Below are 24,028 nucleotides of genomic sequence, written 5' to 3' on the forward strand. Positions count from 1 at the left end.
TGCTCCGCCCATCCGATTGGCTCGATCTGGTCCGCCCATCAGGCGCCGGGCGTCCCTGTGCGCCCGGGCGCTGAGGCCGTGCTGATCACGCGCCCCGCCCTGGATGTCAAAGTGACGGCCATCCCGGTTGCAGACGCCGCCTTCGCGCAGGACCTGTTGCAAGGCTTGCCCATTGGCGAGGCCGTGGAGCGCACGCTCACACGCCATTCCGGATTTGATTTTGGACGCGCGCTGGCGGGGCTCTGTTCGCTGGGCGCGTTCTCCCAAGCTGTTTTGCCGTAGGAGGCGGCACGATCATGCTGCACACTATCGGACGTTTCTATCAGCTTGGCGATCGGCTGATTGCCGCCATCCCCGCTTCCCTGGGCCTGCTTGCGCTGCGCTTTGCGCTGGCCATCCCCTTCTGGCGGTCGGGCATGACCAAATGGGACGGGTTCCTCAACCTGTCGAGCGGCGCGCGCTACCTGTTCCAGCAGGAGTTCAAGCTGCATATTTTCGGGCATGCCATTGCCTATCCCTTTCCGCTCACCGCCGCCTTTCTGGCCGGGCTGGGCGAGGTCATCCTGCCGGTGCTGCTGGTCCTGGGGCTGGGCACGCGCTATGCCGCCCTGGGCATTGTGCTGATGACACTGGTGATCCAGCTCACCATCCCTGATGGCCTGATCAACTTCCACCTCCCCTGGGCCGCCATGGCCCTCGCCCTGATGGCCTTCGGCGGCGGGCGGCTATCGGTCGACGCGCTCGCTAGGGTGATGACCCGACACACTCCAGCCCGGCACGCCGCGCATACCTCGTGACCAAACGCACAAAGGGCATGACGGGGATGATCGCAAAGAGGCCAGAAGCGGGGGCGTTCTTCTGCTGTGCCGTCCACGGTGTCCGGAGAGATGCTTCAGCCCCCCAAATCAGGCGATCTCGCCTTTTCGGTGCATGGCTGTGGCCATGCTCCAGGCGCCATAAGTGGAGACGAGGAATGGCACCGCATAGGTCAATAGCAGCTTGGGGATACTGAGCGCGGTGCCCGCCAGCATGGCATCGCCTTGATTGATCAGGTTCAGTGCAGTCCCAACGATGACTGCGACGACTGCAGACTGCGCCATGACCCTTCTGCTGAGGGCAAGTTTTAGCGCGCTTGGTTGCTTCTCATCGATACCTGACATGCCTCGCCCCTTTGGAACTGCTGCTTCACGTTGTCGTGCTGCTTAACCGATTGAAAGTCTCTGCAGCCTAATTCTTGTTACGGAAATGCGGAGCTGGCCGTGGCAGTCACGATAGCGAGGAGAAGTTACCGTGCTGTTCTGAGCGCCCTGGTTGTGGTGAGCTCGGCGCTGGCTTTTGCCTGGGCGGGGTGGGCCGGGCTGGAGAACCTTCGCGCCCAACGCAACCTCGCACAACTCGAGGAACTGAGCGGTCAACTGCTGCAACGTGCCGAATTGGCGATTGACTACGCGGTCATCACGCTTGGAGACTATACAGCGCCCAGCAACGACCTGTGCAATATCGACGCGCTCCGAGCCCTCAGACAGCAGACGTTTATTCGCGGCGCCATCAAGGACATCGCTGTGCTGGCGCCGGATGGGCAATTGATGTGTTCCACAGCGCCCGTCCAGTTCGACTTGTTGACGTCCGGGAGTGCCCGGGTGCCAGAGTATGAATCGCGCAACGCATCCATAGTGCTGCAACCAAGCCATACCGAGGGAAGCGGGCTCTTTCGCGTCCTCTGGCGCATTGGCGGGACGCATTCGATTGCGGCTACGCTCAATATCGACATGCTGATGTTTGATATTTTCCCCGCGCAATTGCGGGACGAGGCACTCGCCGAAATCCGCATTGGCCCGCAAGACGTGGTCGCACGCTTTGGCGATGTGGCGAGCACAGCGCCCAACGAGACCGCCCGGGCCTTTTCGGCAACCTCGGATCGCTACCCGGTCAGCGTCGCATTGGCCACCAGCGAAGGCAGCCTTCGCAACTGGAATCCTTGGCCCTTGGCCCCAGTACTGGCCATCGGGGCCACCGCCGGCGCGATAATCGGGTTGCTGGCCGCCCAAACCTTCATGCGGCCACCCAGCCCGGTGGATGCCTTGCGGTCGGCCATACGCCGGGGCGAACTGGTTCCCTATTATCAGCCGATCTTTGAACTGGCGACGTCTCGCATTGTCGGCTGCGAAGTCTTGGTGCGCTGGCGGCGGCGGGACGGCGAACTGGTTTTTCCCGACCGCTTCATTCCCATTGCTGAAGCAAGCGGCCTTATCGTCCCGATGACGGAGCGGCTTGTGGCACAGGCGCTGACCGAGATGGCGCCGCTTCTGTTCGACAGGCCCGATTTCAAGATTGCCTTCAATATCGATCCGGCCCACTTCGCTCAGCCTGGGTTTCTTGAGGCACTTGATCAAATCGTCGCTCAGGCCGGATCGTCCAAGAGCTGTATCGTTCTCGAGCTAACCGAGCGTAGCGCCTTTCCTGACATGAAACAGGCTGTCGCTGTGACCATCGAGGCCCGCAAGCGCGGCTACCGCATTTCGCTGGACGATACCGGCGCTGGCCATAATGGCCTGGGGCACATTCAAGACCTCAGCCCGGACATCATCAAGATCGACAAGAAGTTTGTTGACGTCGCTGGCACGGCCGAAGCCGCAGATGCCATAATTGAGGTGTTGGTGAAACTTGGGCAGCGCATGGGCGCAGTGATGGTCGCCGAGGGCATTGAGACCGAAGACCAAAGGGCAGCGCTGGCAATCGCAGGCGTCGCCCAGGGCCAAGGTTACCTGGTATCCAGACCGGTGCCCCTGGCTGCATTCCGCGCCTTGATCCGCGACCACGAGCTTCTCGCGCAGGTGACCACCAGGGATCCGCAAATGGCTTAGCCACTGGCATGTGCGCCTCCTCTGGTGCTGGCGATGACCACTACTATGTCTTGTCAACGTCAGCTTTGGCCCCAGGTCCAGCCAAAACCAGCCATTCCGCTAACGGCCCCATTCTTGCCGTTGCCCGGGTCCTGTTGAACGACGGAAATGGGGCCGGTAGCGGCCTGTCTGCTTTTGGCTGAGCGGGATCAGAAAGCGGACCAAAGTCGTGCGTAGCTCGCGACTTGCACAGGTCTTTTTCGAGCAAACGCTGAACGCTCCGGTAGATGTTGCGCCGCCGCACTGATCTTTGGCGAGTTTGCGCTGCCGCAACGAAGGGTCGAGGAGAGCATGGTGCGTTCCGCCTCGGAGTAAGCCATGTCGAAACACCCTCAATCACGCCCGCCCTCGCAAAGGGGCCGTCAACTACACCTGGACCCGGCGAGCGTGGCGGTGACTGGTTGCTGTGGTGCGGGCTTCCTTGCGCTCGCCGCGGCCATGGCCCGGTTCGGACAGGTTGAAAGCGTGGGGCCTGCGGTTGGTGGCAATGTAGCCGTCGCCCTGTTCGCTGCCATGCTTGCCTTGTACCCCAACCGGCGATTGAGCTTTCCATCCTTGATCGCCCTGGCGCCAGTTGGCATCGGTGGATTGGCCATGGCCCTGATGTCGGCTGCGGCAACTGCCGCCGGTCCTCAGGCAGTCTTGTCCGGCCTCCGAAGCGCTGGCATCGTGGCCGTCATAGCCATGAGTTTTCCCGCATCGAGCAGATTTGGCAACGTGCTGGTCGGGACATTGACCATCGGCGCCGCCCTGGCAGGTCTGGGGCTGGGTACTATCGCTTCCGCGCCAGATCAAGACTGGACCTTGGCAAGGGAGCTGACCTTCTCCGCCTGGCTGCTGGTAACCGCCCTTGGATTGTCCCATCGAGCCCGTCCCGAACGCGGGGCCAACGTCGGGGACGACCGCGATGCACCGCCGCCCGAGGCGCTCTTCATCCCGCTCGATGTCCAGATGCGCGGCGACCGAGTGCGCTGAAGCCGTAACATCGTCACTTCAAGAGGACACACCTTGTCACAAGCATTTGCCGGAACCGTCGACTCGATCTTCATTGCCCGAGGCGAAAGCTCTCAGGATGACCCCTTGTTCACCCTGGAACGCTGGCTGCGGGAGGCGAGGGCTGCAATCGGATTCGCGGCCAACGCCATGGCCCTGGCCAGCGTAGGCTCAAGCGGCGATCCGGACGTCAGGGTGGTCCTGCTTCAGGCGATACGGCACGGCGAACTGGTGTTTTTCACCAACCTGGACAGTCCCAAGGGTCGACAATTGCTTCAGTCCGGCAAGGCGGCCCTCTGTTTCTACTGGCCTGAAATGGGCAGGCAAGTCCGGGTCCGAGGCAGAGCCGCCCTGGTGGAGGAGCCCTTTGCGGATGAATACTTCGCCACGCGTCCTCGCGGCTCGCAGATCGGTGCACATGCTTCTGCACAATCGACGGTCATCGCGAGCAGGTCAGCCTTGCTGGACCGTGTCAGTGCGATTGATGCCAGGTATGCCGGTATCGTTCCGCGGCCATCATGGTGGTCAGGCTTTTGCGTCAAGCCTGCAGAAATCGAGTTCTGGGAAGATGGGGTCGACAGGCTTCATGATCGCCTGCTGTTCAGCCGGTCTGAAGCGGACGGAGCCTGGTCTGCCTCGCGCCTTTCGCCCTGACCCGTTCGACTGTGCTGGCCTCCACCGCTCGAGTGGGCGGTGGAGGAGAGAGTGCAGCACTAGGCTGCCGTGCGCGTCACGCGAACCTGCCACACTTCGGGTCCCTGTTGTTCGTAGGTCCATTCGAACGTATCGGGATATTCGGCGGCGAACTGGTAGTGTAGCGGCTTGGGGTCGTGGTCGTTGACGATCAGGAACGCCTCGCCGGCATTCAGGTTCTGGAAGGTGTTGAAGATCATCGGGTGACGCAGGCGCGGGGCGATCGTTCGGACATCGATGATTGTTTCGCTGGACTGGCAGTCGCTGCACATTGGAAATCTACCTCTTGGTTGCCGCAACGCGGTTGCACGGCGGCTGGTTGACGAGTTCGAGCCATACGGCCCGATGGTTCGCAACCTCGGCTTTGGCGTCTAGGACGGTTCGTTTCCGGAGGTGGGCGAACCGGCCTGACCTAGACGAGTGAACGATTGTCGTCTTTGCGTCAGCGCAAGGTCTGGCCGGCGGCCCACGGACAGGATCGGGGTCAGAATTGCTGCAGAGCAAAGAAGCCTGGACGGGCTCGGATCATACAACAAGCTGAGGGCCACGCCGGCAAAGGTCTGATGGAGGTCTTGATGACGCTTGATGCGCGGGAACTGGTGGAGCGTTATTCGGGTCCGGTGCCGCGATACACCAGCTACCCTACGGCACCGCATTTCCACGATGGCATTGATTCCGCCGCCTACGGCCAGTGGCTCGATGCACTCCCCTCCGACGCGACGATTTCACTCTACCTGCACATACCCTATTGTGATCGCCTGTGCTGGTTCTGTGGATGCCACACCAAGCACACGCTCCGCTATGAGCCGGTGGCGGCCTACCTGCTGGCGCTCTATCAGGAGATTGAATGGGTCGCCCGGAGACTGGGTGGGCGCGGCCGGGTCACAGCCATCCACCTTGGCGGCGGCTCGCCCACACTTCTCACCCCGCTGGATCTGGGTGTTCTCAAGCAGAAACTGTCAACAGCGTTTCATATCGATCCGTTTGCCCAGATCAGCATCGAGATCGACCCGAACGACCTCGATGACGGGCGCTATGACGCCATGGCGCAGTTCGGTCTCAACCGGGCCAGCATCGGGGTGCAGGACTTCGATCCGCGCGTCCAGAAAGCCATCAACCGCATGCAGACCTACGAGCAGACCAGTGCGGTGGTCGATGCCATGCGTTTGCGTGGTGTCGCGTCGGTGAACCTTGACCTGCTCTATGGACTGCCCTTCCAGGATGAGGCCGGTCTGGCAAACACGGTGAACCTGGCGTTGACCTTGGCACCGAATCGGGTGGCCCTGTTCGGCTATGCCCATGTGCCCTGGATGAAGACACACCAGAAGATGATCCCTGAAGCGGCCCTGCCGGATAGATATGCCAGGTTCAGGCAGGCAGGACTCGCAGCGGATCTCATGTCGAGTGCGGGACTGGAGCCCGTCGGCTTCGACCATTTTGCCCGTGCCGATGATCGACTGGCGCAGGCGAGCCGCCTGGGCCGGCTGAAGCGGAACTTTCAGGGTTATACCGACGACGCCGCTGACGCTCTGATCGGGCTGGGCGCATCGGCCATCGGGCGCCTGCCGCAGGGATACGTCCAGAACCTGACGCCGACCGGCGCCTATTGCGACGCCGTGCTTGCCGGAAGCGGTGCGACCGTACGTGGGATTGCTCTGACGCCCGACGATCGATTGCGGGCGGATGCCATCGCCGCTCTGCTCTGTACCTTCCGCTTGCGTCCGGCCGACCTCGCCGATCACGGCCCGGCGGGGGATCGGTTGATGGAGGAGGCGGCAGCGCATGCGCAAGGCGATAGTGACGCGCTGACCAGGATAGAGGGAGACGTCTTCGCCGTGACCGAAAGGGGCCGTCCCTTCATCAGGACCATCGCCTCACGGTTTGATGCCTATCTGGGGCGCAATGCCGCCCGGCATTCAGCCGCCGTCTAGCCAATCCCTGGCGTCGTGGATGTCGAGCCGGATGGCCGGACTGGTGAGCAGGATATCCAGCAAGCGGCGTTCCGACTCTGTGGGGAGCATCAGAATGAGCTTGCACGCAGAAGCACCATAGGCACTGGCTGGCTCGATCCGCATAGCGGCTACATCGACGCCCTGGCCAACGAGCAGGATCCAGGCCTCGTCGGCCTCGGCGCGACTTCGGAAATAGGCGACCGCGACCCGATGGGGCTGGGGCATTCTGGCCTCAATGAACAGAAGGGTCGCTCTCGGCGAGTTGGGTCAGCCGCTCGATGTCGCGGATGACGAAGCAGCCGCGGCTTGGCAGATCGACAATGCCACGGACCTTGAGCTTGGTCATGTTCCGGCTGACGGTTTCGATAGTCAGGCCGAGATGGTCTGCGATGTCGGCGCGGCACATGGGCAGTGCGATGCGCTCGTCATTGGCCAGCTTGCCGGTCCTGCGGGCCAGGGACATCAGGAAGCCCGCAATCCGCTCCATGGCCGATTTCCGGCACAGCAGGACGGAAAGGTCATGCATGGCACCGATTTCCGCCGCCGCCATCGCGATCAGGCGACTCGCGAGTTCGGGCCTGACGCTCACGGCGGCCAGCATCTCGCCCTGGGTGGAGATTTCAACGCGCGCCGGCGTCAGGGCGTCGCAATCGAAGCGATAGCTTGCCCCGTGGCCCAGCCCGATAATGTCGCCGGGATAGGCGAAGCCCACCACCTGCCGGCGTCCATCGGGAAAGACCTTGGTGGCGCGGAACACACCGCATACCACCTCGAAGAGCGCGCCCGCCTGGTCACCTTCGTGAAACAGGACTGTGGTGGCGCCAACGACACGCCCCAGGTTGGTCTGGGCGCGGCTGTGATCTTGACCGGTAGGAGCGGCGGCGTTGGGGAAGAGGTACATGGGTCAGCTCGGTTCTACCTAGGGCGGAATGGAATTGACCATGGCAAGGTAATCGGCCTATCCGATGATTGTAACCAATTGTAACGGCGGACAATCCGATGCCGGAGAGCCAGCAGCACATTCTGGTTGTCGATGACGACGCACAAATTCGTCGCATGCTGCGCCGGAGCCTCGAAGAGGAAGGCTACCGCGTTACCGAATCGGCCGATGGCTCGGATGTGGACCTGGCGGTCCGCTCCGGCGTCCACCTGGTCACACTCGATCTCAACCTGGGACGCGCGGATGGGCTGTCGGTCGCCCGCCAGCTGCGGCAGATGTCCAATGTTCCGATCATCATGATCACCGGGAAAGGGGACATGATCGATCGCATTGTCGGGTTGGAGATCGGGGCGGATGACTACATAGCCAAGCCCTTTCATCTGCGCGAGGTGCTGGCGCGCATCCGCAGCGTCCTGCGCCGGAGCAGCAACGCGCCCGCCCAGGCGACAACGGTCGTGAGGTTTGACGGCTTTGTGCTGGACCCGGCCCGGCGCGCGCTTACCGGACCCGACGGGGACATAGCGCTGACCAGTGGCGAGTTCGATCTGCTGGCTGTTTTCGTCGGCAACGCCCATGTGGTTCTGAACCGGGACAGGATCATGGACCTGCTCAAGGGACACGATTGGTCGCCCAACGATCGCAGCATCGACAATCAGGTGGCGCGCCTGCGAAAGCTGATCGAGCCCGACACCCGAAATCCCCAGCTCATCAAGACCGTGCGCGGCGCGGGCTACTGCTTTACCCCTCAGCGCCTGGACCGGTAGGGCTCTCGATCGCTTCGGCGATCGCCCTGGCCAGATCCGCCTGGCGATAGGGCTTCCCGAGAACCTTGAGGTGGGCGATGGCGTCGGCATCCCGGCGCACCAGTTCATCTGCATAACCGGATGTGAGCAAGACCTGCAGGCCGGGATAATCGACCGCAATGCGGTGTGCCAGTTCGTAGCCCGACATGCCGCCGGGCATGACCAGGTCGGTGAATACCAGGTCGATGCCGATCTCCCGCGCAAGAATATGCAGGGCTTCGTGCGCATCGGCGGCAACCAGGGTGGCATAGCCAAGCGCCTCCAGCCTGCTGACCGTGAGCTTGCGCACGCGGGGATCGTCTTCGACCACCAGAACCGTCTTGCCTGTGCTGATCGGCTCGTGCGATTCCGGCTCTTCCGCGGTCGAGGCCACCTCGCCATGGCGTGGCAGGTAGATATTGACCGTGGTTCCGCGACCGGGCTCGCTGTAAATCGAGGCATGTCCGCCCGATTGCTTGGCGAAACCGTAGATCATCGACAGCCCGAGCCCAGTGCCTCGTCCCTTTTCCTTGGTGGTGAAGAAGGGCTCGAAGGCCCGCTCCCGCACATCTGCCGACATGCCCTGGCCAGTATCTGCAACGCTTAATCGCACATAGTCGCCGGTTTGTAGCCCATCCAGGTGCTCGGACATGGCGGTGTCGACACTGACATTGGCCGTTTCCACGATCAGCCTGCCCCCGTTGGGCATTGCATCGCGCGCGTTGACCGCCAGGTTGACGATGGCGCTCTCGACCTGGGACGGGTCGATCCGCGTGGGCCAGAGCCTGGGTGTCAGCGAGTTGGACAGGGCAATTGTCGCGCCTAGGGTGCGATGCAGCAAGTCGGTGAGGCCGAGCACGAAATCGTTGAGGTTGACGACCTCGGGCTCAAGGTGAGAACGCCGTGCGAAGGCCAGGAGCCGGGCTGTCAGCCGCGCTCCCAGGTCGGCAGCTTCCAGCGCTTCCGTCGTCAGCTCACGCTGGGCAGTCGTGGTGAGCCGGGCTTCGAGCATTTCGAGATTGCCGATGATCACGGTCAGCAGGTTGTTGAAATCATGGGCGATGCCCCCGGTCAGCTGGCCCATGGCTTCCATCTTCTGGGCCTGCCGCAGCGCCTGCTCTGTCTGCTTCTGGCCGGAAAGATCGTGAATGATGCCGGTGAAGAATATTCGGCCGTCCATCTCGAACTCGCTGACGGCCAGATGCATCGGAAAGGTCGACCCATCGCGGCGGCGACCGGTTACCTCGCGGCCAATGCCGATGATCTTGGGGGTGCCGGACCGACGATAGTTGGCAATGTAGCCGTCATGCGCAGAGTGATAGGGCTCGGGCATCAGGAAATGGACGTTCCGCCCGATGAACTCTGCGGGCGCGTAGCCAAACAGACGCGCCGCCGCAGGGTTGACCGTGGTTATGATACCCACCCCATCGATAGTGATGATGGCGTCGACGGCCGATTCCAGGATGGCCTGCAGCTTGCGGGCCTGGCCGAGCAAAGCACTTGTATCGGGATCCGACATGTGGCCAATCCGGGTTGTCAGGGGCCTCAACCTAACCAGATTTGTCCGCACGCCAACCCACCAGACAGAAAAATGCCCCCACACCAACTGTGAGGGCATACTGCTGGTCTTGTGGGGCGATCAGAGCCCGAGGCCGGCGAATGCGGCGTCGATCCGCTCCTGCGCCTTGTTTGGCAGCTTGACGGCACGGACAGCTTCGAGGTTGGGCAACTCGTCCCCCACCGCGATCAATCCCACCATGCCCATGGCGAAGTGCGGCGTGCACTTGAACCCATAGATGCCCGGCAGGTCAAACGTCACCGTGAAGGCTTCGTTGACCTTGCTCTTGAAAGGTTCGAAGCCCTCGGGGAACATGTCTTTGATGGTTTCGACATTGTGGCTCTTGTCCGTAGGCACGAATGTGACCGTGTCGCCCGGCTGGATGGCCACGAAATTCGGCTCGAACACCATGGTGCCGGCCTCGCCCTTGTTGAGCATCTGGATCTCGTAGTCGGCCGCAAAGGCTGGGGCTGCCAGGCCGAGGGCGACAATGGTCATCAGTGTTTTTGCGATCAGGCGCATCGAAGTTCTCCTTTGACTGGGTCCGGCTGACCCGTTGGCGCCCTTGTAGGGGGACGGGTCCGACCGGTCTTTGATCCAGGACAAATATTGTGTCTGGCCAACATCGCGTGAATGCGACGGTTATTTGCGCTCGATCAATGAACCTTCCGCAGGCGCCGTATAGAGGTCTCCATGACGGCACAGGTCGCGTTGTGCCATATCATGGAGAAGACGATGGCAAGCAATAGCACACTTTCGCGCCGAGAATTACTTGTGGGCGCAGCTGCAATTGGAGCTGCCGCACAGTTGGCCGCAGTTGTGGCGACGACGGCAGAAGAAGTGTCCGCGGCGGTCGCCACAGTCGATTTGACCACGCTGGAACGGGTCAAGGTGGAACTGGTGCCGCCGCCCTTCGTCCACGCGCATGATCAGGTCGCCCCCGGTGCTCCCCGCATCGTCGAATTCACCATGACGATCGAGGAAAAGCGACACGAGGTGGAGGACGGCGTCGAGCTCTGGGCCATGACTTTCAATGGCTCGGTCCCCGGCCCCCTGATGGTCGTGCATGAGGGGGACTATGTCGAACTGACCCTGATCAACCCCGACACCAACCTGATGCCGCACAATATCGACTTCCATGCGGCCACGGGCGCGCTGGGTGGTGCGGCGCTGACCAATGTCAATCCTGGCGAAAAGGCCATCCTGCGCTTCAAGGCGATCAAGGCCGGCGTGTTTGTCTACCACTGCGCTCCCGAAGGGATGGTTCCCTGGCATGTCACCTCGGGCATGAATGGCGCCATCATGGTGCTGCCGCGGGATGGCTTGAAGGATCCCAAGGGCAACGCGATCACCTATGACCGCGTCTACTATGTGGGCGAGCAGGACTTCTATGTGCCCAAGGATGCCGAGGGCAATTACAAGACCTACGAGAGCATCGGGGACGGCTATGCCGATACCATCGACGTCATGCGCACTCTTCTGCCCAGCCACATTGTGTTCAACGGCAAGGTGGGCGCGCTCACCGGCGACAATGCCCTCAAGGCCAGTGTCGGGGAAACGGTGCTGATCGTGCATTCGCAGGCCAATCGCGACACGCGGCCCCATCTGATTGGTGGTCATGGCGACTTCGTCTGGCCCACCGGCAAGTTCCACACACCGCCCGATGTCGACCAGGAAACCTGGTTCATTCCGGGTGGCACGGCGGGGGCCGCCATCTACACGTTCCAGCAGCCGGGCGTCTATGCCTATGTCAACCACAACCTGATCGAGGCCTTCGAGTTCGGCGCTGCCGGTCACTTCGTGGTCGAAGGAGACTGGAACGACGACCTGATGACCGGCGTGCTGGCGCCAAGCCCCATCTAGGCCCTCTCATCTTGCGGGAGCCGCCCTGCGGCTCCCGCCTCAAAATGCCGGCCCAGGCTCCTGGCTGGCACATCCCGGAGGCAGACATGACAGCCCAAGCGGTGCATCCAAACGACCTGAGGGGCCTCCTTTTGCCATCGGCACTCCTGGCCCTGGCACTGGGAGCACTCGCCGCTCAACTCGGCCCGCTCCCGCCCCTGTTCGGGTTGGATCCCGCTGCGTCTCCCGCAACAGTCATCCTGCCTCCGGGAAGCCTTACCTACCGCACCGAGGGTCACTTCCTGCGGGACAACAATCCCATAGATGCGCCAATGATCACGGTGGCTCTTGAACAGCCACTGGAGATCATGACCTACCAGGTTACCGCCATCGACTATGAGCGTTGCGTCGCCGATGGCCAGTGTGCGCCTGCCCTGGGTGGTGTAGGCGTCAACGTGCCGGTAACGGGCGTCAATTTCGAGGATGCGACGAACTACGCTGCCTGGCTCAGCGCGCGGACCGGCCAGAACTGGAGCCTACCCACCGATGCAGAATGGGCCTATGCGGCTGCCGAGCGCTTCGTCGACGACGCGCTCAACCTGGGGGACGATCCCGCCAATCCGGCATTGAGATGGATCGCCAATTATCGCCAAGAGGCGGCCCGAAACCGCACTGCCGATCCGATGCCGCGCCAATTGGGCAGCTTCGGCGTCAACACCAACGGGGTGATGGATATGGCTGGCAATGTCTGGGAATGGACGCAAACCTGCCATCGGCGTGTCCAAGTGGATGAGGTTGGCGCCGTCGTCACCGACTCGCCCGCCTGCACCATCCGGGTCCTGGAGGGCAAGCACCGGGCCGCTACCAGCTATTTCATTCGCGATGCCAAGAGCGGCGGATGCTCAGTGGGGGTTCCGCCCGACAATCTGGGTTTCCGTCTGGTGCGCCGCCCCACCTGGCACGAAGCGCTCCTTGACCACATGTTTCCTGGCCGCTGACCTGGCATTGGTGCATGGGTGGTGCGTGCGACCGCCGCGCGCATATCGCGCCAGAGACTTTTGATGTATCTGAGGGCATCGGAAGTTGGGGATAGCAGCGTGGCCGACATCGACCGGAGCCTCGTGCGCTCCTTGCCACTCTTTGCCAATATGGCTGACGTCGAGCTCGAACGCATGCTCGCGCGAGCCGCAATGCGCCGGATCCCGCCTGGGGAGGCCGTCTTCGAACAGGGGCAGAAGGCCACCCAGTTCTTTCTGCTCCTGCACGGCAGGCTCAAGGTTACCCAGGTTACGGCCGAGGGTCAGCAGATCATCGTCCGGGTGGTGCATCCTGGAGACCTGTTTGGCTTTGCCCAGGCGCTGCAGCGTGACGATTATCCCGGAACGCCGATCGCTGCTGCGGAAAGTGTAGTGATCTGCTGGCCGAACGAGGTCTGGGCGAGCATCGTCGAGCAGAACCCCAACCTGGCCGTCAATGCCATGCGCACGATTGGCCAGCGCCTGCAGGAAGCCCATACTCGAATCAGGGAGATGTCCACAGAGGAGGTGGAGCGCCGAGTCGCCCATGCCGTGCTGCGGCTGATGGATCAGGCGGGCCGCCGGGACGCGGATGGCGATGGCGTACACATTGATTTTCCGCTGACGCGCCAGGACGTGGCGGAGATGACCGGAACGACGCTTCACACGGTGTCGCGACTGTTCAGCGCCTGGGAGAGCCAGGGGATCGTCAAGGGCGGTCGGCAAAAGTTGCTGATCCGGGACAGGGCCCGCCTAGAGGCTCTGGCCGAGGGGCAGTAGTTCTCGCCGTTCCTTGCGCTCCCGCAAGGAACATGAGCCTTGAGGGCGCTAGGCGGAATGCATCCAAGCCCGAGTTTCCCATGACTGACACCTACCCCATCAAGCGCAAGCCGGTGCCGCGCGGTATTGCCCACACAGGGCCCGTCATCCTGGCCTATGGCTTTCGACCATTTTTCCTGGCCGCTGGCATATGGGCCATCCTGGCCGTGGGCCTCTGGATTGCCGCGCTGGTGACGGGGCTCCCCATAGGCGGTGTCTATGGCGGGTCGGCCTGGCATGCCCATGAAATGCTGTTTGGCTATACGAGCGCGGCCTTGGCGGGATTCCTGCTGACGGCAATTCCCAATTGGACCGGCCGGTTGCCTGTCTCTGGCCGGCCATTGGCGATGCTGGTCGCCGTATGGATGGCTGGCCGGGTCGCCATGATCTACCCAGATGCTCTTGGCCTGCACTGGGCCGTCGTGATCGACGCTGCCTTTCTGCCCCTCCTGCTGGCGATCTGCCTGCGTGAAGTCGTCGCCGGCAAGAAGTGGCGCGACCTCAAGGTGCTGGCGGCTGTGCTGGCACTCGCACTGGCCAATATTGGCTACCATGCCCTGACGCTCATGAATGGTGACCACGGCATGGCCAATCGGTTGGCCGTTTCGGCCTATGTCATGTTGATTGCCATAATCGGTGGCCGGGTTGTTCCGAGCTTCACCCGCAACTGGCTGGCAAAGCGTCACGTGCTTTCGCTGCCCGCACCCTATCAGCGCTTCGATACCGTCGCCTTGCTGGCGGGCCTTGTAGCCCTCGCGGCCTGGCTTGTCGCACCATACCATTGGATGACGTCGGTCCCCTGCCTGATTGCAGGTCTCTTGCACGCCGTGAGGCTGGGACGTTGGAAGAGTTGGCAGACTGCAGAGGAGCGACTCGTTCTCGTCTTGCACCTGGCCTATGGCTGCCTTCCGCTGGGCTTTCTTGCCATTGCCGCAGTACCGTTCGGGTTCATCGACCCTGCCGCAGCCCTGCATGTCTTCACGGTGGGTGCCATCGGGCTGATGACTCTGGCGATCATGAGCAGGGCAACCCGCGGCCATACTGGCCTGGCGCTATCGGCCTCCACTACCACTGCAATCAGCTACGGACTTCTGCTTGCGGCGGCGGTACTCCGTCCGCTAGCTGGTTTCCTGCCGTCCCAGTACACGCTGCTGATTTCCATCAGCGGGCTGAGCTGGATTGCGGCATTCGTACTCTTTCTGACCGAATACGCGCCCGTCCTCTTGCTCCGGCGCAAGCCGCGCCCCGAGTCGTCCTAGAAGCGCAGAGCTATCTCGGGTGCCATGAAGTCCGGGCTCCATGGCGGGTCATAGGTTAGTTGCACATCGACCCGACTGACACCACTAACCGATCCGGCACGGGCGGTGACCGCCTCAGTCAGAAAGGCGCTGGCCGGGCAGAAGCGGGCCGTTGTCGTCATCAGTACGGTAACGGCGCCACCCGTGCTCACGTCGATATCGTAGACCATGCCCAGGTCGATGATATTGTGACCAAGTTCGGGGTCGATAACGTCGCGCAGGGCTGCGCGTATACCAGCCTCCAGTTCCATTGTCGGGCTCGGCATCATGCCTTTGTGCCCGCTCTGACCATCAGCCGATAGCTGGTCGCCTCCGCATCGAACTCCCCGACCCAGGCATGTCCACGCGCCTGCAATTCCGGGAAGAGGAACAGCGGTTCGCGGCCCAGCAGGGCAAACAGCACCTCACCCTCTTCCATGGCCTGGAGCGCGGACAGTATCTGCACCATCGGTTCTGGCGGATCCATGTCCAGGCAGTCCAGGTACCGGGTCGGATCAGGCCAGGTATCGGGATTGTCCGGGCTGGACGTTCCGGCCTCAACCCCTGCGACGTTGGGCGTGAACAGAACCTGCCAATCGCCGCCTTCGAGAGGCGTGGCCTGATGATCATAGCCCTTTGCTGCCATGACCGTGAACAGGGGCTCGGGCCTGAATGTGGCAATGAGGCGTAGTGCCTGACCTGGCCTCAGGCTGTTCACGGCACCCATAATGGCGCCGAAGGGTTCGCCGCCATTGCGCAGGATTGGCCGGACATCGAGTTCCAGAGCTTCAGTCATGACGTTGCCTTTCTTCGTGAAGCGGGCAGCAGGAGAGTAGGGCGCGGATGGTTGCGCCAGGGATCGGGCAGGTTGGCGAGCTTGCGAGCCCGCACCAGTTGGTGGATCACCAAAGCGACGGCAACAAGTTGCCCCCCAGCCGCCAGGCGCAGGAGTGACGCCTGCTCCGTCAACAGCATCACTCCGCCGGCCAGGGTGGCGGCGCCATAGAGCGCAAACCACCACCGCGACTGGTCTTCGCGCACCAGATCCTGCACGCGGGGCGTCGGCGCCCGTCCCATCAGTGGCGCGAAACATTCCAGCCAGGTGAGAAACGGGACGATCTTGTACAACATGGACAGACCAAGCCCGCCCAGCCAGCCGAGGGCCAGGATGTAAAGAGCTGCCGCCCACAGACGGTCCTGGTCCAGCCATCGCGCTGCGATCAGGGCTGCTGCCCCAATGGCCAGCATGGCGAAGGCGCCGATCGCTGCAAGCATATGCAGTTCCAGACTTGCCCTTCGCCGGGTCCTGTAAAGCGCAACCATATCAGCCAGATAGGCCGCGACTGCCGTAAGTGCGAGAAGACCAGAAAGGGTTGGTAACGGCCACCAGACCAGATTGAACAACAGCAGCCAAGCCACCGCAAGGCAAAGGCCTGCGAGGCCTACACAGGCCAGCCAAAGGACAATCCTGGGGCGAGGCCCGGTTCGTTCGGGCGCGACGAGGAACATCGATACGAGTCTGTAGCTGACCCCGATGGCTGCCAGGGTCAGCCACCCACCCAGGCCGAGGCTGGCATGGAGCGGCAGTCCATCCGTAATCATGGCCACTGAAAACGCGCCGCCGACTAGTCCAGCGAGCGTGGATGCAAGGGTTTCACCCAACAATGCCGTCATCAGGAGACTGAGCAGGGCAAGGGCGATAAATCCGGCCGGGAGGTTGAGGTCGACGCCCTGCAGCAGCGTCGCCAGCAACACGCCTGCGGCCAGGGCAAAGCCCGCAAGCAGCAGTGCCCCTCCCACGGGAAGCATCTCGCCGCTGGTACCGGGCCACCCCTCAAGGGATCCAAAGCCGCATACGAGGCAGGCCAGGCCGGCAAGGATTGCGAACAGGACCATGGGCGCAAGGGCTGCGCCGACCAAGTCCCTACCGACGAGAACCGGCAGGAACTGAAACAAGGCGCCAAGCATCAGGGTACTCAGCCAGCCGATCGAAACCAGGTGGACGAGGATCAGTGTGCGCGGGGCAGCCAGGTCATCGGCAGGATAGCCATAGCCGAGGGCGATCATGCCGAGTGCCAACATCAGTGCGACCAAAGCACAGGCAAAATAGGTCAGCGTCCAGCGCGACAATGTGGCCATCTGCATTTGTCTCTCCGGTCCCAGGCCCGCTCGGCATCACCCTAGGGCGCGATCCGGTCGTGGACTTTGTCACAGCGCAAATTTCGGCGGATCAGCAGAGGCAGTGCCGTCGGGCAGGAATCGCTCCGCTATTTGATCGGGATCAAAGATCGACAGCCGTGGTGGGCTAGGGCTTCTGCCTGGTGGGGCGGACCCACGAATGGCAAGGTTGGGGTTCGGGGCATGCTTGCAGATTTCACACGGGGTGAGCGGACCACGGCATCCATCATACTGGGCGCCCTGCTGGTCGTGGGCCTGGCGATGGCAATTGTTGGCCGGAACGACCTGATAGGTATCCATGGCTGGGTCGTGTGCGCTGCCGCTCTGGCTGGAATTGTTACCATTCTGCGCCAGTTCGACCTGCCGGAGCCCACGCCAGAACGATACTCCGAATACTATGACGCGCCGACGCGCCTGGGCCTGATCCTGACTCTAGCATGGGGCGTGGTCGGCATGGCCGCTGGTGTGTGGGTGGCGGCACTCCTGGCCTGGCCGGACCTGACGTTTGATGTCGCTTGGCTCAGCTTTGGCCGTCTACGTCCGATTCATACCAGCGGCGTGATTTTCGGATTTGGCGGCAATGCCCTAATCGCTACCTCTTTCCACGTGCTGCAGCGGACAACCCGGGCAAGGCTCCCCGACGCGATTAGTCCGTGGTTCGTGCTGCTGGGCTACAACCTCTTCTGCGTGATTGCCGCGAGCGGCTATCTCATGGGGCTGACGCAGTCCAAGGAGTATGCCGAGCCCGAATGGTACGCCGACATCTGGCTGGTGGTGGTCTGGGTCGTCTATTTCGCCATCTACATGCGGACCCTAGCGCGCCGCAAAGAGTCCCATATCTACGTGGCCAACTGGTACTACATGGCCTTCATCCTGGTCGTGGCGATCCTGCACATCGTCAACAATCTTGCAGTGCCTGTCTCGCTGGGCTCGGCCAAGTCCTATTCCCTGTTTGCCGGCGTGCAGGATGCCATGACCCAGTGGTGGTACGGCCACAACGCGGTGGCCTTCTTCCTCACTGCCGGCTTCCTGGGGATGATGTACTATTACCTGCCCAAGCGCGCCGGTCGCCCGATCTTTTCGTACCGCATGTCGATAATCAGCTTCTGGGGCATTACCTTCATGTATATGTGGGCGGGTTCGCATCACCTGCACTACACGGCGTTGCCACACTGGGTGCAGACGCTAGGCATGGCCTTTTCGATCGTGCTGCTTGTGCCCTCCTGGGCCTCGGCCGGAAATGCGCTGCTGACCCTCAATGGTGCCTGGCACAAGGTGCGCGACGATGCGGTGCTGCGATTCATGGCCCTGGCCGCCATCTTTTATGGAATCACCACCTTCGAAGGCTCGTTCATGGCCATCCGTGCCGTGAACTCGCTCAGCCACTACACTGACTGGACCATTGGGCATGTTCATGCCGGGGCTCTGGGCTGGGTAGCGATGATTACCTTTGGTTCGCTCTATTCATTGGTGCCTTCCATGTTCAAGCGGGAGCGGATCTACTCGCAGAGGCTGGTGGAGGTGCACTTTTGGCTCGCCCTGTCGGGTACCGTTGTCTACGTCTTCGCCATGTGGAACTCGGGCGTCATCCAGGGCCTGATGTGGCGTACCTATGACGAGACCGGGACGCTGAGCTACTCATTCATTGAGAGCCTGGTGGCCATGCATCCCTACTACATCGCGCGTGCCTTCGGCGGACTGCTGTTCCTGCTTGGCGCCCTTACCGCTCTTTACAACGTCATCATGACCATCCGCATGCCCGCACGAGGTGCAGCGCTGGGCGCCGAGGGTGACCTGCCAGCCACACCTGCATTACAGGCGGGAGAATAGCCCCATGTTTGGTTTCCATTATCGTCTCGAACGCAGCGCCATCGGGCTCGTCGCCTTCATTGTCCTGGTCGCATCGATCGGCGGGTTCATCGAGATCGCGCCTCTTTTCACGATCGACGAGACCGTCGAAATCGCCGAGGACATGCGGCTCTATACGCCCCTGGAGCTGGCCGGCCGCAACATCTACATCCGCGAAGGGTGCTATGCCTGCCACAGCCAGATGATCCGCACCCTGCGCGACGATGTCGACCGGTATGGTCCCTATTCCCTGGCGGTGGAAAGCAGCTACGACCATCCTCAGCTCTGGGGCTCCAAGCGAACAGGGCCCGACCTGGCGCGCATGGGCAACAAGTACTCGGATGCCTGGCACGTCGCTCACCTCTATAACCCGCGCGACCTGGTTCCCGAATCCAAGATGCCTGCCTATCGCTGGCTGCTCCGCGATCAGCTCAGGATCGACGACCTGGGTGGCCACCTGGCGGCGATGCGTGCTGTCGGCGTTCCCTATACCGATGAGCAGATCGCCTTCGCCACGCAGGACGCCTACGGCCAGGCGAACCCTGACAGCGCCGAGGCATCGGGCGTCATGGAACGCTATGGCGCGGCCACAAATGTGCGCCTGTTCGACGGCACCGGTCCGTTGACAGACATGGACGCGCTCGTCGCCTACCTGCAGATGCTCGGCACGCTCACCGACGTCGCCCATGAAGAACAAGCGGACGAGGTGGAATGATGCCCTTCGATCACGAGACGGTCGTCGGATTCGCGAAGTCTTTCGGCCTGTTCTACCTCATCATCCTCAGTTCCATCTGTCTGGCCTGGACCTATTGGCCCTCCAACAAGAAGGGCTTCGATGAGGCGGCGCAAATGCCTGTGAGCGAGGGGGAGGATCGGCCATGGCGCTGAAGGAGCGGGACGAATTCTCGGGACAGGTGACGACGGGCCACGAATGGAACGGCATCAAGGAGCTCAACACTCCGGTACCCCGTTTGGTCTGGGCCTTTCTCGGCACCATGGCCCTGTTCGCCGTGGTCTGGACCATTCTCATGCCGAGCTGGCCGGGGATCAATGGCTACTTCCGTGGCCTTTTGGGTGCCGACCAGCACCAGTCGGTCGAACTCACCCTGGCTCAGGCCGCAGCCGATCAGGCCCGATGGACCGAGCGCCTTGTCAATGAGGACCTGGCGACCCTGCAGGCAGATGCCGACATCATGGCTGTGGTGCGCCAGGCCAGTTCATCCCTGTTCATCGACAATTGCGCTGCCTGCCATGGCGTCGAGGCCACAGGTAATCCGGGTTACCCCAACATCGCCGAAGCGCCAATGATGTGGGGCGGGGACGCCGACACGATTGCCGAAACGATCCGTGTCGGCATCAATGCCACCCATCCCGAGACCCGCTTCGCGCAGATGCTTGCTTTCGGTCGTGACCAGATGCTGGCCGGAGCAGAGGTTACGCTGCTGGCGGACTACGTAGCGTCCATCAGCCATGGGCCGGCATTGCCGACAGAGCAGCGCCTTGCCGCAGAAGAACTGTTCGCCAATAACTGCGCTGGCTGTCACGGTGAGACGGCAAAGGGCATGGTGGAAACCGGAGCGCCCGATCTCACCGATGAGTACTGGACCTATGCCGGCGACCATGCCGCGATCCGCCGCTCGATTTACAACGGCCGCCAGGGCACAATGCCGGCCTGGGAGGGACGCCTCTCCACCGCCCAGATCCGCATGCTGGCGCTGTATGTGCTCGACCTGCGAAGCGCCACGCCATGAGGACGGACGAGGGCATTTCCAGTGATCGCCGACGCTTGCCGCTTGGCTGGATAGTGGGTCTGGGCATTGTTTCGATCCTCGTTCTTGCGAATGCCCACCTCGTTTACGCCGCCTTCACGTCGCAGCCAGACTGCGTCGCCCATCTCAAGGGGCCAGATGGCAGCCAGGTTAATTTCCGCGCTGCCAAGTCGGGCTGCTGATCAGAATCGGAAGAGCCATGTCCCATCCTGTCGATACCCTGCCGCCATACGAACCAGCCCTGCCGCGGGCCATCGATCACAATCGCCATTTGCCTGCCAGCGCACCTCTGCAATGGCTGGCAGACGGCTGGCGCGACCTCTGGACGCGTCCTGCTTTGAGCCTTGCTTTTGGGATCGGCGTGACGCTCGTATCCTATGGCGTCGTCTTCGCCATGTTCACCATCGGCTGGGCTCAGATACTGTTTCCCGCACTGGCTGGGTTTCTCGTGATCGGCCCGCTGCTTGCGACCGGTCTCTACGTCAAGAGCCGCAGCCTGGGGTTGGGGGAGCAGCCCTCGTTCCTATCAATGCTGCTTCCCCGTGGCGGCATGCATCTTCTCTTCGTGGGCGCCGTGCTCATGAGCCTGATGCTGGTATGGGTCCGCGCGGCCGTTCTGCTCTATGCCCTCTTTTTCGGATGGCGCCCCTTCCCGGGCTTTGACCAGATCCCCAGCATGCTGCTGACAACAAGCCCGGGACTCTGGCTGCTGATCGTGGGCACGCTTGTGGGCGGGCTGTTTGCTGCCTTCTCGTTTGCAATTGGCGCCTTCTCGATCCCGCTGGTTCTCGACCGGCATTGCGACGCTTTCTCGGGAATGGGCCTTTCCCTGTCCTTCGTCAGCAACAACATGCCCGCCACTTTGGTCTGGGCCGCCCTCGTCGTCGGTCTTGTTCTGGTGAGCGTCGCCACCGGCCTTGTCGGCCTCATCATCATCTTCCCGCTCCTGGGCCATGCCACCTGGCATGCTTATGTCGCGGTGCGGGGAGAGTAGGGGGCTGAGGTGACCTGTTGCGCACCCTCGCCGGCCTTTGCTGAAGCTCTGGCGGGCGGCCCCAACCGTGGTCCGTCCGACAATGAAGTCCGGCTGGCCAGTCGTGTCCTGGGTGATGGCCTCCGCCAATCGGAATTCTCCGTGCCGGCAATCCACTGCGGGGCCTGCATTCGCACGATCGAGACCGCGCTCGATGCCTTGCCAGGCGTGGTCAGTTCACGGGTCAATCTTTCGAGCAGGCGGGTTACGGTGCGCTGGCGCGACGATGGCGTCGTCGCCCCGCCACTGGTGCGACGTCTGGTTGAGCTGGGGTACGAACCCAACCTGTTCTCGTTGGAGGCAACCGGTCGGGACGCGCAACTGGCTGCGCTTGTGAGGGCGCTGGCCGTGGCTGCCTTCTGTTCGATGAACATCATGATGCTTTCTGGATCGGTCTGGTCCGGGGCCAACGGTGGGACCAGGGAGATGCTGCACTGGATCTGCGCAGGGTTGACGCTGCCCGCCCTGCTTTATTCGGGACGTGTCTTCTACCAGTCCGCCTGGTCGGCAATGCGTTCGGGCCATACCAATATGGACGTGCCGATTACCATCGGCATCGCGCTGGCATTCGCCCTGAGCCTTTATGACACCATCTTTGCCGGGGATCAGGTGTACTACGACGCGGTCGCTTCCCTGATCTTTTTTCTACTCATCGGGCGTACACTCGATCACGCTATGCGCGAGCGCGCCCGCACAGCCGTCAGCGGGCTGGCTCGCTTGTCGCCAGCGGGCGCACTTGTGCTTGATGAGGGTGGCGAGCGGGCCTACCTCCCGCTCGCGGACATAGAACCGGGTCGTTTGATCTCGGTGGCGGCCGGTGACCGCATTCCACTCGACGGCGTGGTGATTGCCGGTCAGAGCGCTCTCGATCGGAGCATGCTGACCGGTGAAAGCCTGCCGGAACCGGTTGCGCATGGCCAGTTCGCACCTGCTGGCGCCCTCAACCTCTTTGGCGACCTGACCATGCGCACCACGGCGGATGTTCAGGGCTCCACCTTGCATCGGCTGGTGAAGCTGCTGGACGACGCTGAATCCGGTCGCACGCGCTATCGGCTGATCGCGGACCGCGCCGCGGCCTGGTATTCGCCGGTTGTCCATCTGGCAGCCGTACTGGCGTTCCTCGGCTGGATGCTGGTCGGCAGCAACCTGCATGATGCGACGACGGTTGCCATTGCCGTTCTGATCATCACCTGCCCCTGCGCCCTGGGCCTCGCCGTGCCGATGGTGCAGGTCGTGGCCGCCCGCCGGCTCTTTGATGCCGGAATTCTGGTCAAGGATGGCAGTGCGCTCGAGCGGATGGCGGAAGTCGACACCGTGGTCTTCGACAAGACCGGCACCATGACCACGGGCCTTTCGGCTCCGGCGGTGCTTTCAGGCTCCGCCGAAGACCTTGCCATGGCCGCAAGCCTGGCAGGTCTATCGCGTCACCCTTATTCAGGCTCCATCGCGCGCGCCTTCGCTACGGATCGCCCTGTCGCCTGGACCGAGATCTTCGAGCATGCCGGTCTGGGCATTGAGGCGCGCCTTGATGCCCAGGTGTACCGCCTGGGTCGACCCGGCTGGTCCGGGCCGCTGGACGCCGACGGCAGGACCGTCTTCAGTCGCGACGGAAAGGTGCTGGCCGCATTCGCCTTTGAAGATCAGTTGCGCCCCGGTGCTCATGATGTTGCACGTAGCCTCAAGGTCGACTGCCGGGTTGAAATGCTCTCAGGAGACCATCCAGCCATCGTTGGCGAGTTGTCACGCAAGCTCGGAATCGCGAGTAAGGGCGGCTTAATGCCCGCCGACAAGCTTGCCCGCATTGCCGCACTTCAGGCAGAGGGACGGCGCGTTCTGATGGTCGGCGATGGCCTGAACGATACCGCAGCCATGGCCCGTGCCCACGTGTCGATGGCGCCAGCCAGCGCTGCCGATATCAGCAGAAACCGGGCCGACTTCGTGTTCCTTCGGAACGATCTGAGCGCCGTACTTCACGCCATGATGATCGCGCGAGAGGCTCGTGACCTGGTCCGACAGAATCTCGGCCTGGCCGTCGCCTACAATGCCATCGCCTTGCCGGTCGCGATAGCGGGTCTGGTCAATCCCTTCATCGCTGCCATTGCCATGTCCGCTTCCTCCATAATCGTGGTGCTCAACGCCCTGCGCCTGGGCTGGCATCCCTTCCGGACACATCGGCTCGTTCCCATGCGGGAGGCGCTGGCATGACAGACTTCTTCTTTCTGATACCGGTGTCGATCCTGCTGGGGCTGGTTGGGCTCGTGGTCTTTCTCTGGACCCTTCGGGACGGTCAATACGACGACCTGGAGGGCGCCTCTGAACGCATTCTCTACGACTCCGATCGCCCACGCCGCGATGACACAGTTTGATCGGTGACAAAGTGGCCGCTGACCGCCCTGCTAAGTTGCTCGGACACTCCAGGATCCAG

The 24,028-nt window shown here is 62.4% G+C and carries 26 protein-coding genes and 1 pseudogene; 18 read left to right on the top strand and 9 right to left on the bottom strand.

Going from position 1 to position 24,028, the window contains the following annotated elements; genetic code table 11:
• Window positions 1-282, top strand: a pseudogene (locus E8M79_RS18620) (DUF2063 domain-containing protein); the annotation flags it as partial.
• Window positions 283-296: 14 nt separating this feature from the next.
• A complete protein-coding gene (locus E8M79_RS15235) occupies window positions 297-797 on the top strand; it encodes a DoxX family protein (protein ID WP_137152708.1) in 501 nt (166 codons plus the stop codon).
• A 108-nt stretch (window positions 798-905) separates the two neighbouring features.
• Here E8M79_RS15235 and nrtS read toward each other — a convergent pair whose 3' ends face one another.
• Window positions 906-1,160, bottom strand: coding sequence for a nitrate/nitrite transporter NrtS (nrtS, locus tag E8M79_RS15240; protein ID WP_205747919.1), 255 nt, complete (start codon window positions 1,158-1,160; stop codon window positions 906-908).
• A 99-nt stretch (window positions 1,161-1,259) separates the two neighbouring features.
• Between nrtS and E8M79_RS15245 the strand changes: the two genes are divergently transcribed.
• The 3 genes from E8M79_RS15245 to pdxH all read left to right on the top strand — a co-directional run bounded on the left by E8M79_RS15245 (window position 1,260) and on the right by pdxH (window position 4,550).
• Window positions 1,260-2,864: an EAL domain-containing protein gene (locus tag E8M79_RS15245; protein WP_137152709.1), complete on the top strand. Its 1,605-nt coding sequence runs from the start codon at window positions 1,260-1,262 to the stop codon at window positions 2,862-2,864.
• 426 nt (window positions 2,865-3,290) lie between these two features.
• On the top strand, window positions 3,291-3,878 hold the full coding sequence (locus E8M79_RS15250; protein WP_137152710.1) for a hypothetical protein: 588 nt from the start codon (window positions 3,291-3,293) through the stop codon (window positions 3,876-3,878).
• 33 nt (window positions 3,879-3,911) lie between these two features.
• On the top strand, window positions 3,912-4,550 hold the full coding sequence (gene pdxH, locus E8M79_RS15255; RefSeq protein WP_171015884.1) for a pyridoxamine 5'-phosphate oxidase: 639 nt from the start codon (window positions 3,912-3,914) through the stop codon (window positions 4,548-4,550).
• A gap of 59 nt (window positions 4,551-4,609) precedes the next feature.
• On the opposite strand, the gene E8M79_RS15260 is transcribed toward pdxH, so the two are convergent.
• Entirely contained in the window at window positions 4,610-4,861 is a 252-nt protein-coding gene (locus E8M79_RS15260) for a DUF2249 domain-containing protein (protein ID WP_137152712.1), read from the bottom strand.
• A gap of 303 nt (window positions 4,862-5,164) precedes the next feature.
• On the opposite strand from E8M79_RS15260, the gene hemN reads away from it, so the two are divergent.
• Entirely contained in the window at window positions 5,165-6,520 is a 1,356-nt protein-coding gene (gene hemN / locus E8M79_RS15265) for an oxygen-independent coproporphyrinogen III oxidase (RefSeq protein WP_137152713.1), read from the top strand.
• Here the strand turns inward: hemN and E8M79_RS15270 are convergent.
• Window positions 6,506-6,766, bottom strand: coding sequence for a hypothetical protein (locus tag E8M79_RS15270; protein WP_137152714.1), 261 nt, complete (start codon window positions 6,764-6,766; stop codon window positions 6,506-6,508). The two genes, hemN and E8M79_RS15270, sit on opposite strands and share 15 nt — an antisense overlap.
• Window positions 6,767-6,773: 7 nt before the next feature.
• Window positions 6,774-7,442 carry a helix-turn-helix domain-containing protein gene (locus E8M79_RS15275; RefSeq protein ID WP_137152715.1) on the bottom strand — a complete coding sequence of 223 codons (669 nt, stop codon included), beginning with the start codon at window positions 7,440-7,442 and terminating at the stop codon, window positions 6,774-6,776.
• A 98-nt stretch (window positions 7,443-7,540) separates the two neighbouring features.
• Between E8M79_RS15275 and E8M79_RS15280 the strand changes: the two genes are divergently transcribed.
• On the top strand, window positions 7,541-8,245 hold the full coding sequence (locus E8M79_RS15280; RefSeq protein WP_137152716.1) for a response regulator: 705 nt from the start codon (window positions 7,541-7,543) through the stop codon (window positions 8,243-8,245).
• Here the strand turns inward: E8M79_RS15280 and E8M79_RS15285 are convergent.
• Both E8M79_RS15285 and E8M79_RS15290 read right to left on the bottom strand, forming a co-directional pair.
• A complete protein-coding gene (locus E8M79_RS15285) occupies window positions 8,220-9,782 on the bottom strand; it encodes a PAS domain S-box protein (protein ID WP_137152717.1) in 1,563 nt (520 codons plus the stop codon). The genes E8M79_RS15280 and E8M79_RS15285 overlap by 26 nt on opposite strands.
• A 120-nt stretch (window positions 9,783-9,902) precedes the next feature.
• On the bottom strand, window positions 9,903-10,343 hold the full coding sequence (locus E8M79_RS15290) for a pseudoazurin (RefSeq protein WP_137152718.1): 441 nt from the start codon (window positions 10,341-10,343) through the stop codon (window positions 9,903-9,905).
• A 213-nt stretch (window positions 10,344-10,556) separates the two neighbouring features.
• On the opposite strand from E8M79_RS15290, the gene nirK reads away from it, so the two are divergent.
• The 4 genes from nirK (at window position 10,557) to E8M79_RS15310 (ending at window position 14,757) form a co-directional block, all read left to right on the top strand.
• Window positions 10,557-11,684 carry a copper-containing nitrite reductase gene (gene nirK, locus E8M79_RS15295; RefSeq protein ID WP_137152719.1) on the top strand — a complete coding sequence of 376 codons (1,128 nt, stop codon included), beginning with the start codon at window positions 10,557-10,559 and terminating at the stop codon, window positions 11,682-11,684.
• 86 nt (window positions 11,685-11,770) lie between these two features.
• Complete coding sequence (locus E8M79_RS15300) at window positions 11,771-12,661, top strand: SUMF1/EgtB/PvdO family nonheme iron enzyme (protein WP_137152720.1); 891 nt, start codon at window positions 11,771-11,773, stop codon at window positions 12,659-12,661.
• 150 nt (window positions 12,662-12,811) lie between these two features.
• Window positions 12,812-13,459 carry a Crp/Fnr family transcriptional regulator gene (locus E8M79_RS15305; protein WP_248305073.1) on the top strand — a complete coding sequence of 216 codons (648 nt, stop codon included), beginning with the start codon at window positions 12,812-12,814 and terminating at the stop codon, window positions 13,457-13,459.
• 80 nt (window positions 13,460-13,539) lie between these two features.
• Window positions 13,540-14,757, top strand: coding sequence for an NnrS family protein (locus E8M79_RS15310; protein ID WP_137152722.1), 1,218 nt, complete (start codon window positions 13,540-13,542; stop codon window positions 14,755-14,757).
• On the opposite strand, the gene E8M79_RS15315 is transcribed toward E8M79_RS15310, so the two are convergent.
• Genes E8M79_RS15315 through E8M79_RS15325 form a run of 3 tightly spaced genes read right to left on the bottom strand, consistent with a single transcriptional unit; the run spans window position 14,754 to window position 16,920 of the window.
• Complete coding sequence (locus tag E8M79_RS15315; RefSeq protein ID WP_137152723.1) at window positions 14,754-15,062, bottom strand: metal-sulfur cluster assembly factor; 309 nt, start codon at window positions 15,060-15,062, stop codon at window positions 14,754-14,756. The genes E8M79_RS15310 and E8M79_RS15315 overlap by 4 nt on opposite strands.
• Window positions 15,062-15,571 carry a DUF2249 domain-containing protein gene (locus E8M79_RS15320; protein ID WP_137152724.1) on the bottom strand — a complete coding sequence of 170 codons (510 nt, stop codon included), beginning with the start codon at window positions 15,569-15,571 and terminating at the stop codon, window positions 15,062-15,064. The genes E8M79_RS15315 and E8M79_RS15320 overlap by 1 nt, the downstream gene beginning before the upstream one ends.
• Window positions 15,568-16,920 (bottom strand): hypothetical protein, encoded by a 1,353-nt coding sequence (locus tag E8M79_RS15325; RefSeq protein WP_137152725.1) that lies wholly within the window; start codon window positions 16,918-16,920, stop codon window positions 15,568-15,570. The genes E8M79_RS15320 and E8M79_RS15325 overlap by 4 nt, the downstream gene beginning before the upstream one ends.
• Window positions 16,921-17,136: 216 nt before the next feature.
• Between E8M79_RS15325 and ccoN the strand changes: the two genes are divergently transcribed.
• The 7 genes from ccoN to ccoS all read left to right on the top strand — a co-directional run bounded on the left by ccoN (window position 17,137) and on the right by ccoS (window position 23,969).
• Window positions 17,137-18,783 carry a cytochrome-c oxidase, cbb3-type subunit I gene (ccoN, locus tag E8M79_RS15330; protein WP_137152726.1) on the top strand — a complete coding sequence of 549 codons (1,647 nt, stop codon included), beginning with the start codon at window positions 17,137-17,139 and terminating at the stop codon, window positions 18,781-18,783.
• 4 nt (window positions 18,784-18,787) lie between these two features.
• Window positions 18,788-19,516: a cytochrome-c oxidase, cbb3-type subunit II gene (ccoO, locus tag E8M79_RS15335; protein WP_137152727.1), complete on the top strand. Its 729-nt coding sequence runs from the start codon at window positions 18,788-18,790 to the stop codon at window positions 19,514-19,516.
• Window positions 19,513-19,689, top strand: coding sequence for a cbb3-type cytochrome c oxidase subunit 3 (locus E8M79_RS15340; RefSeq protein ID WP_349236045.1), 177 nt, complete (start codon window positions 19,513-19,515; stop codon window positions 19,687-19,689). The genes ccoO and E8M79_RS15340 overlap by 4 nt, the downstream gene beginning before the upstream one ends.
• On the top strand, window positions 19,680-20,552 hold the full coding sequence (gene ccoP / locus E8M79_RS15345; protein WP_137152728.1) for a cytochrome-c oxidase, cbb3-type subunit III: 873 nt from the start codon (window positions 19,680-19,682) through the stop codon (window positions 20,550-20,552). The genes E8M79_RS15340 and ccoP overlap by 10 nt, the downstream gene beginning before the upstream one ends.
• A gap of 217 nt (window positions 20,553-20,769) precedes the next feature.
• Window positions 20,770-21,564: a DUF2189 domain-containing protein gene (locus E8M79_RS15355; protein ID WP_137152730.1), complete on the top strand. Its 795-nt coding sequence runs from the start codon at window positions 20,770-20,772 to the stop codon at window positions 21,562-21,564.
• 141 nt (window positions 21,565-21,705) lie between these two features.
• Window positions 21,706-23,808 carry a heavy metal translocating P-type ATPase gene (locus E8M79_RS15360; protein ID WP_171015885.1) on the top strand — a complete coding sequence of 701 codons (2,103 nt, stop codon included), beginning with the start codon at window positions 21,706-21,708 and terminating at the stop codon, window positions 23,806-23,808.
• Window positions 23,805-23,969 (top strand): cbb3-type cytochrome oxidase assembly protein CcoS, encoded by a 165-nt coding sequence (ccoS, locus tag E8M79_RS15365; RefSeq protein WP_137152732.1) that lies wholly within the window; start codon window positions 23,805-23,807, stop codon window positions 23,967-23,969. The genes E8M79_RS15360 and ccoS overlap by 4 nt, the downstream gene beginning before the upstream one ends.
• The last annotated feature ends 59 nt before the right edge of the window (window positions 23,970-24,028 follow it).

Source organism: Devosia sp. FKR38 (assembly GCF_005222805.1).
Lineage (GTDB): Bacteria > Pseudomonadota > Alphaproteobacteria > Rhizobiales > Devosiaceae > Devosia.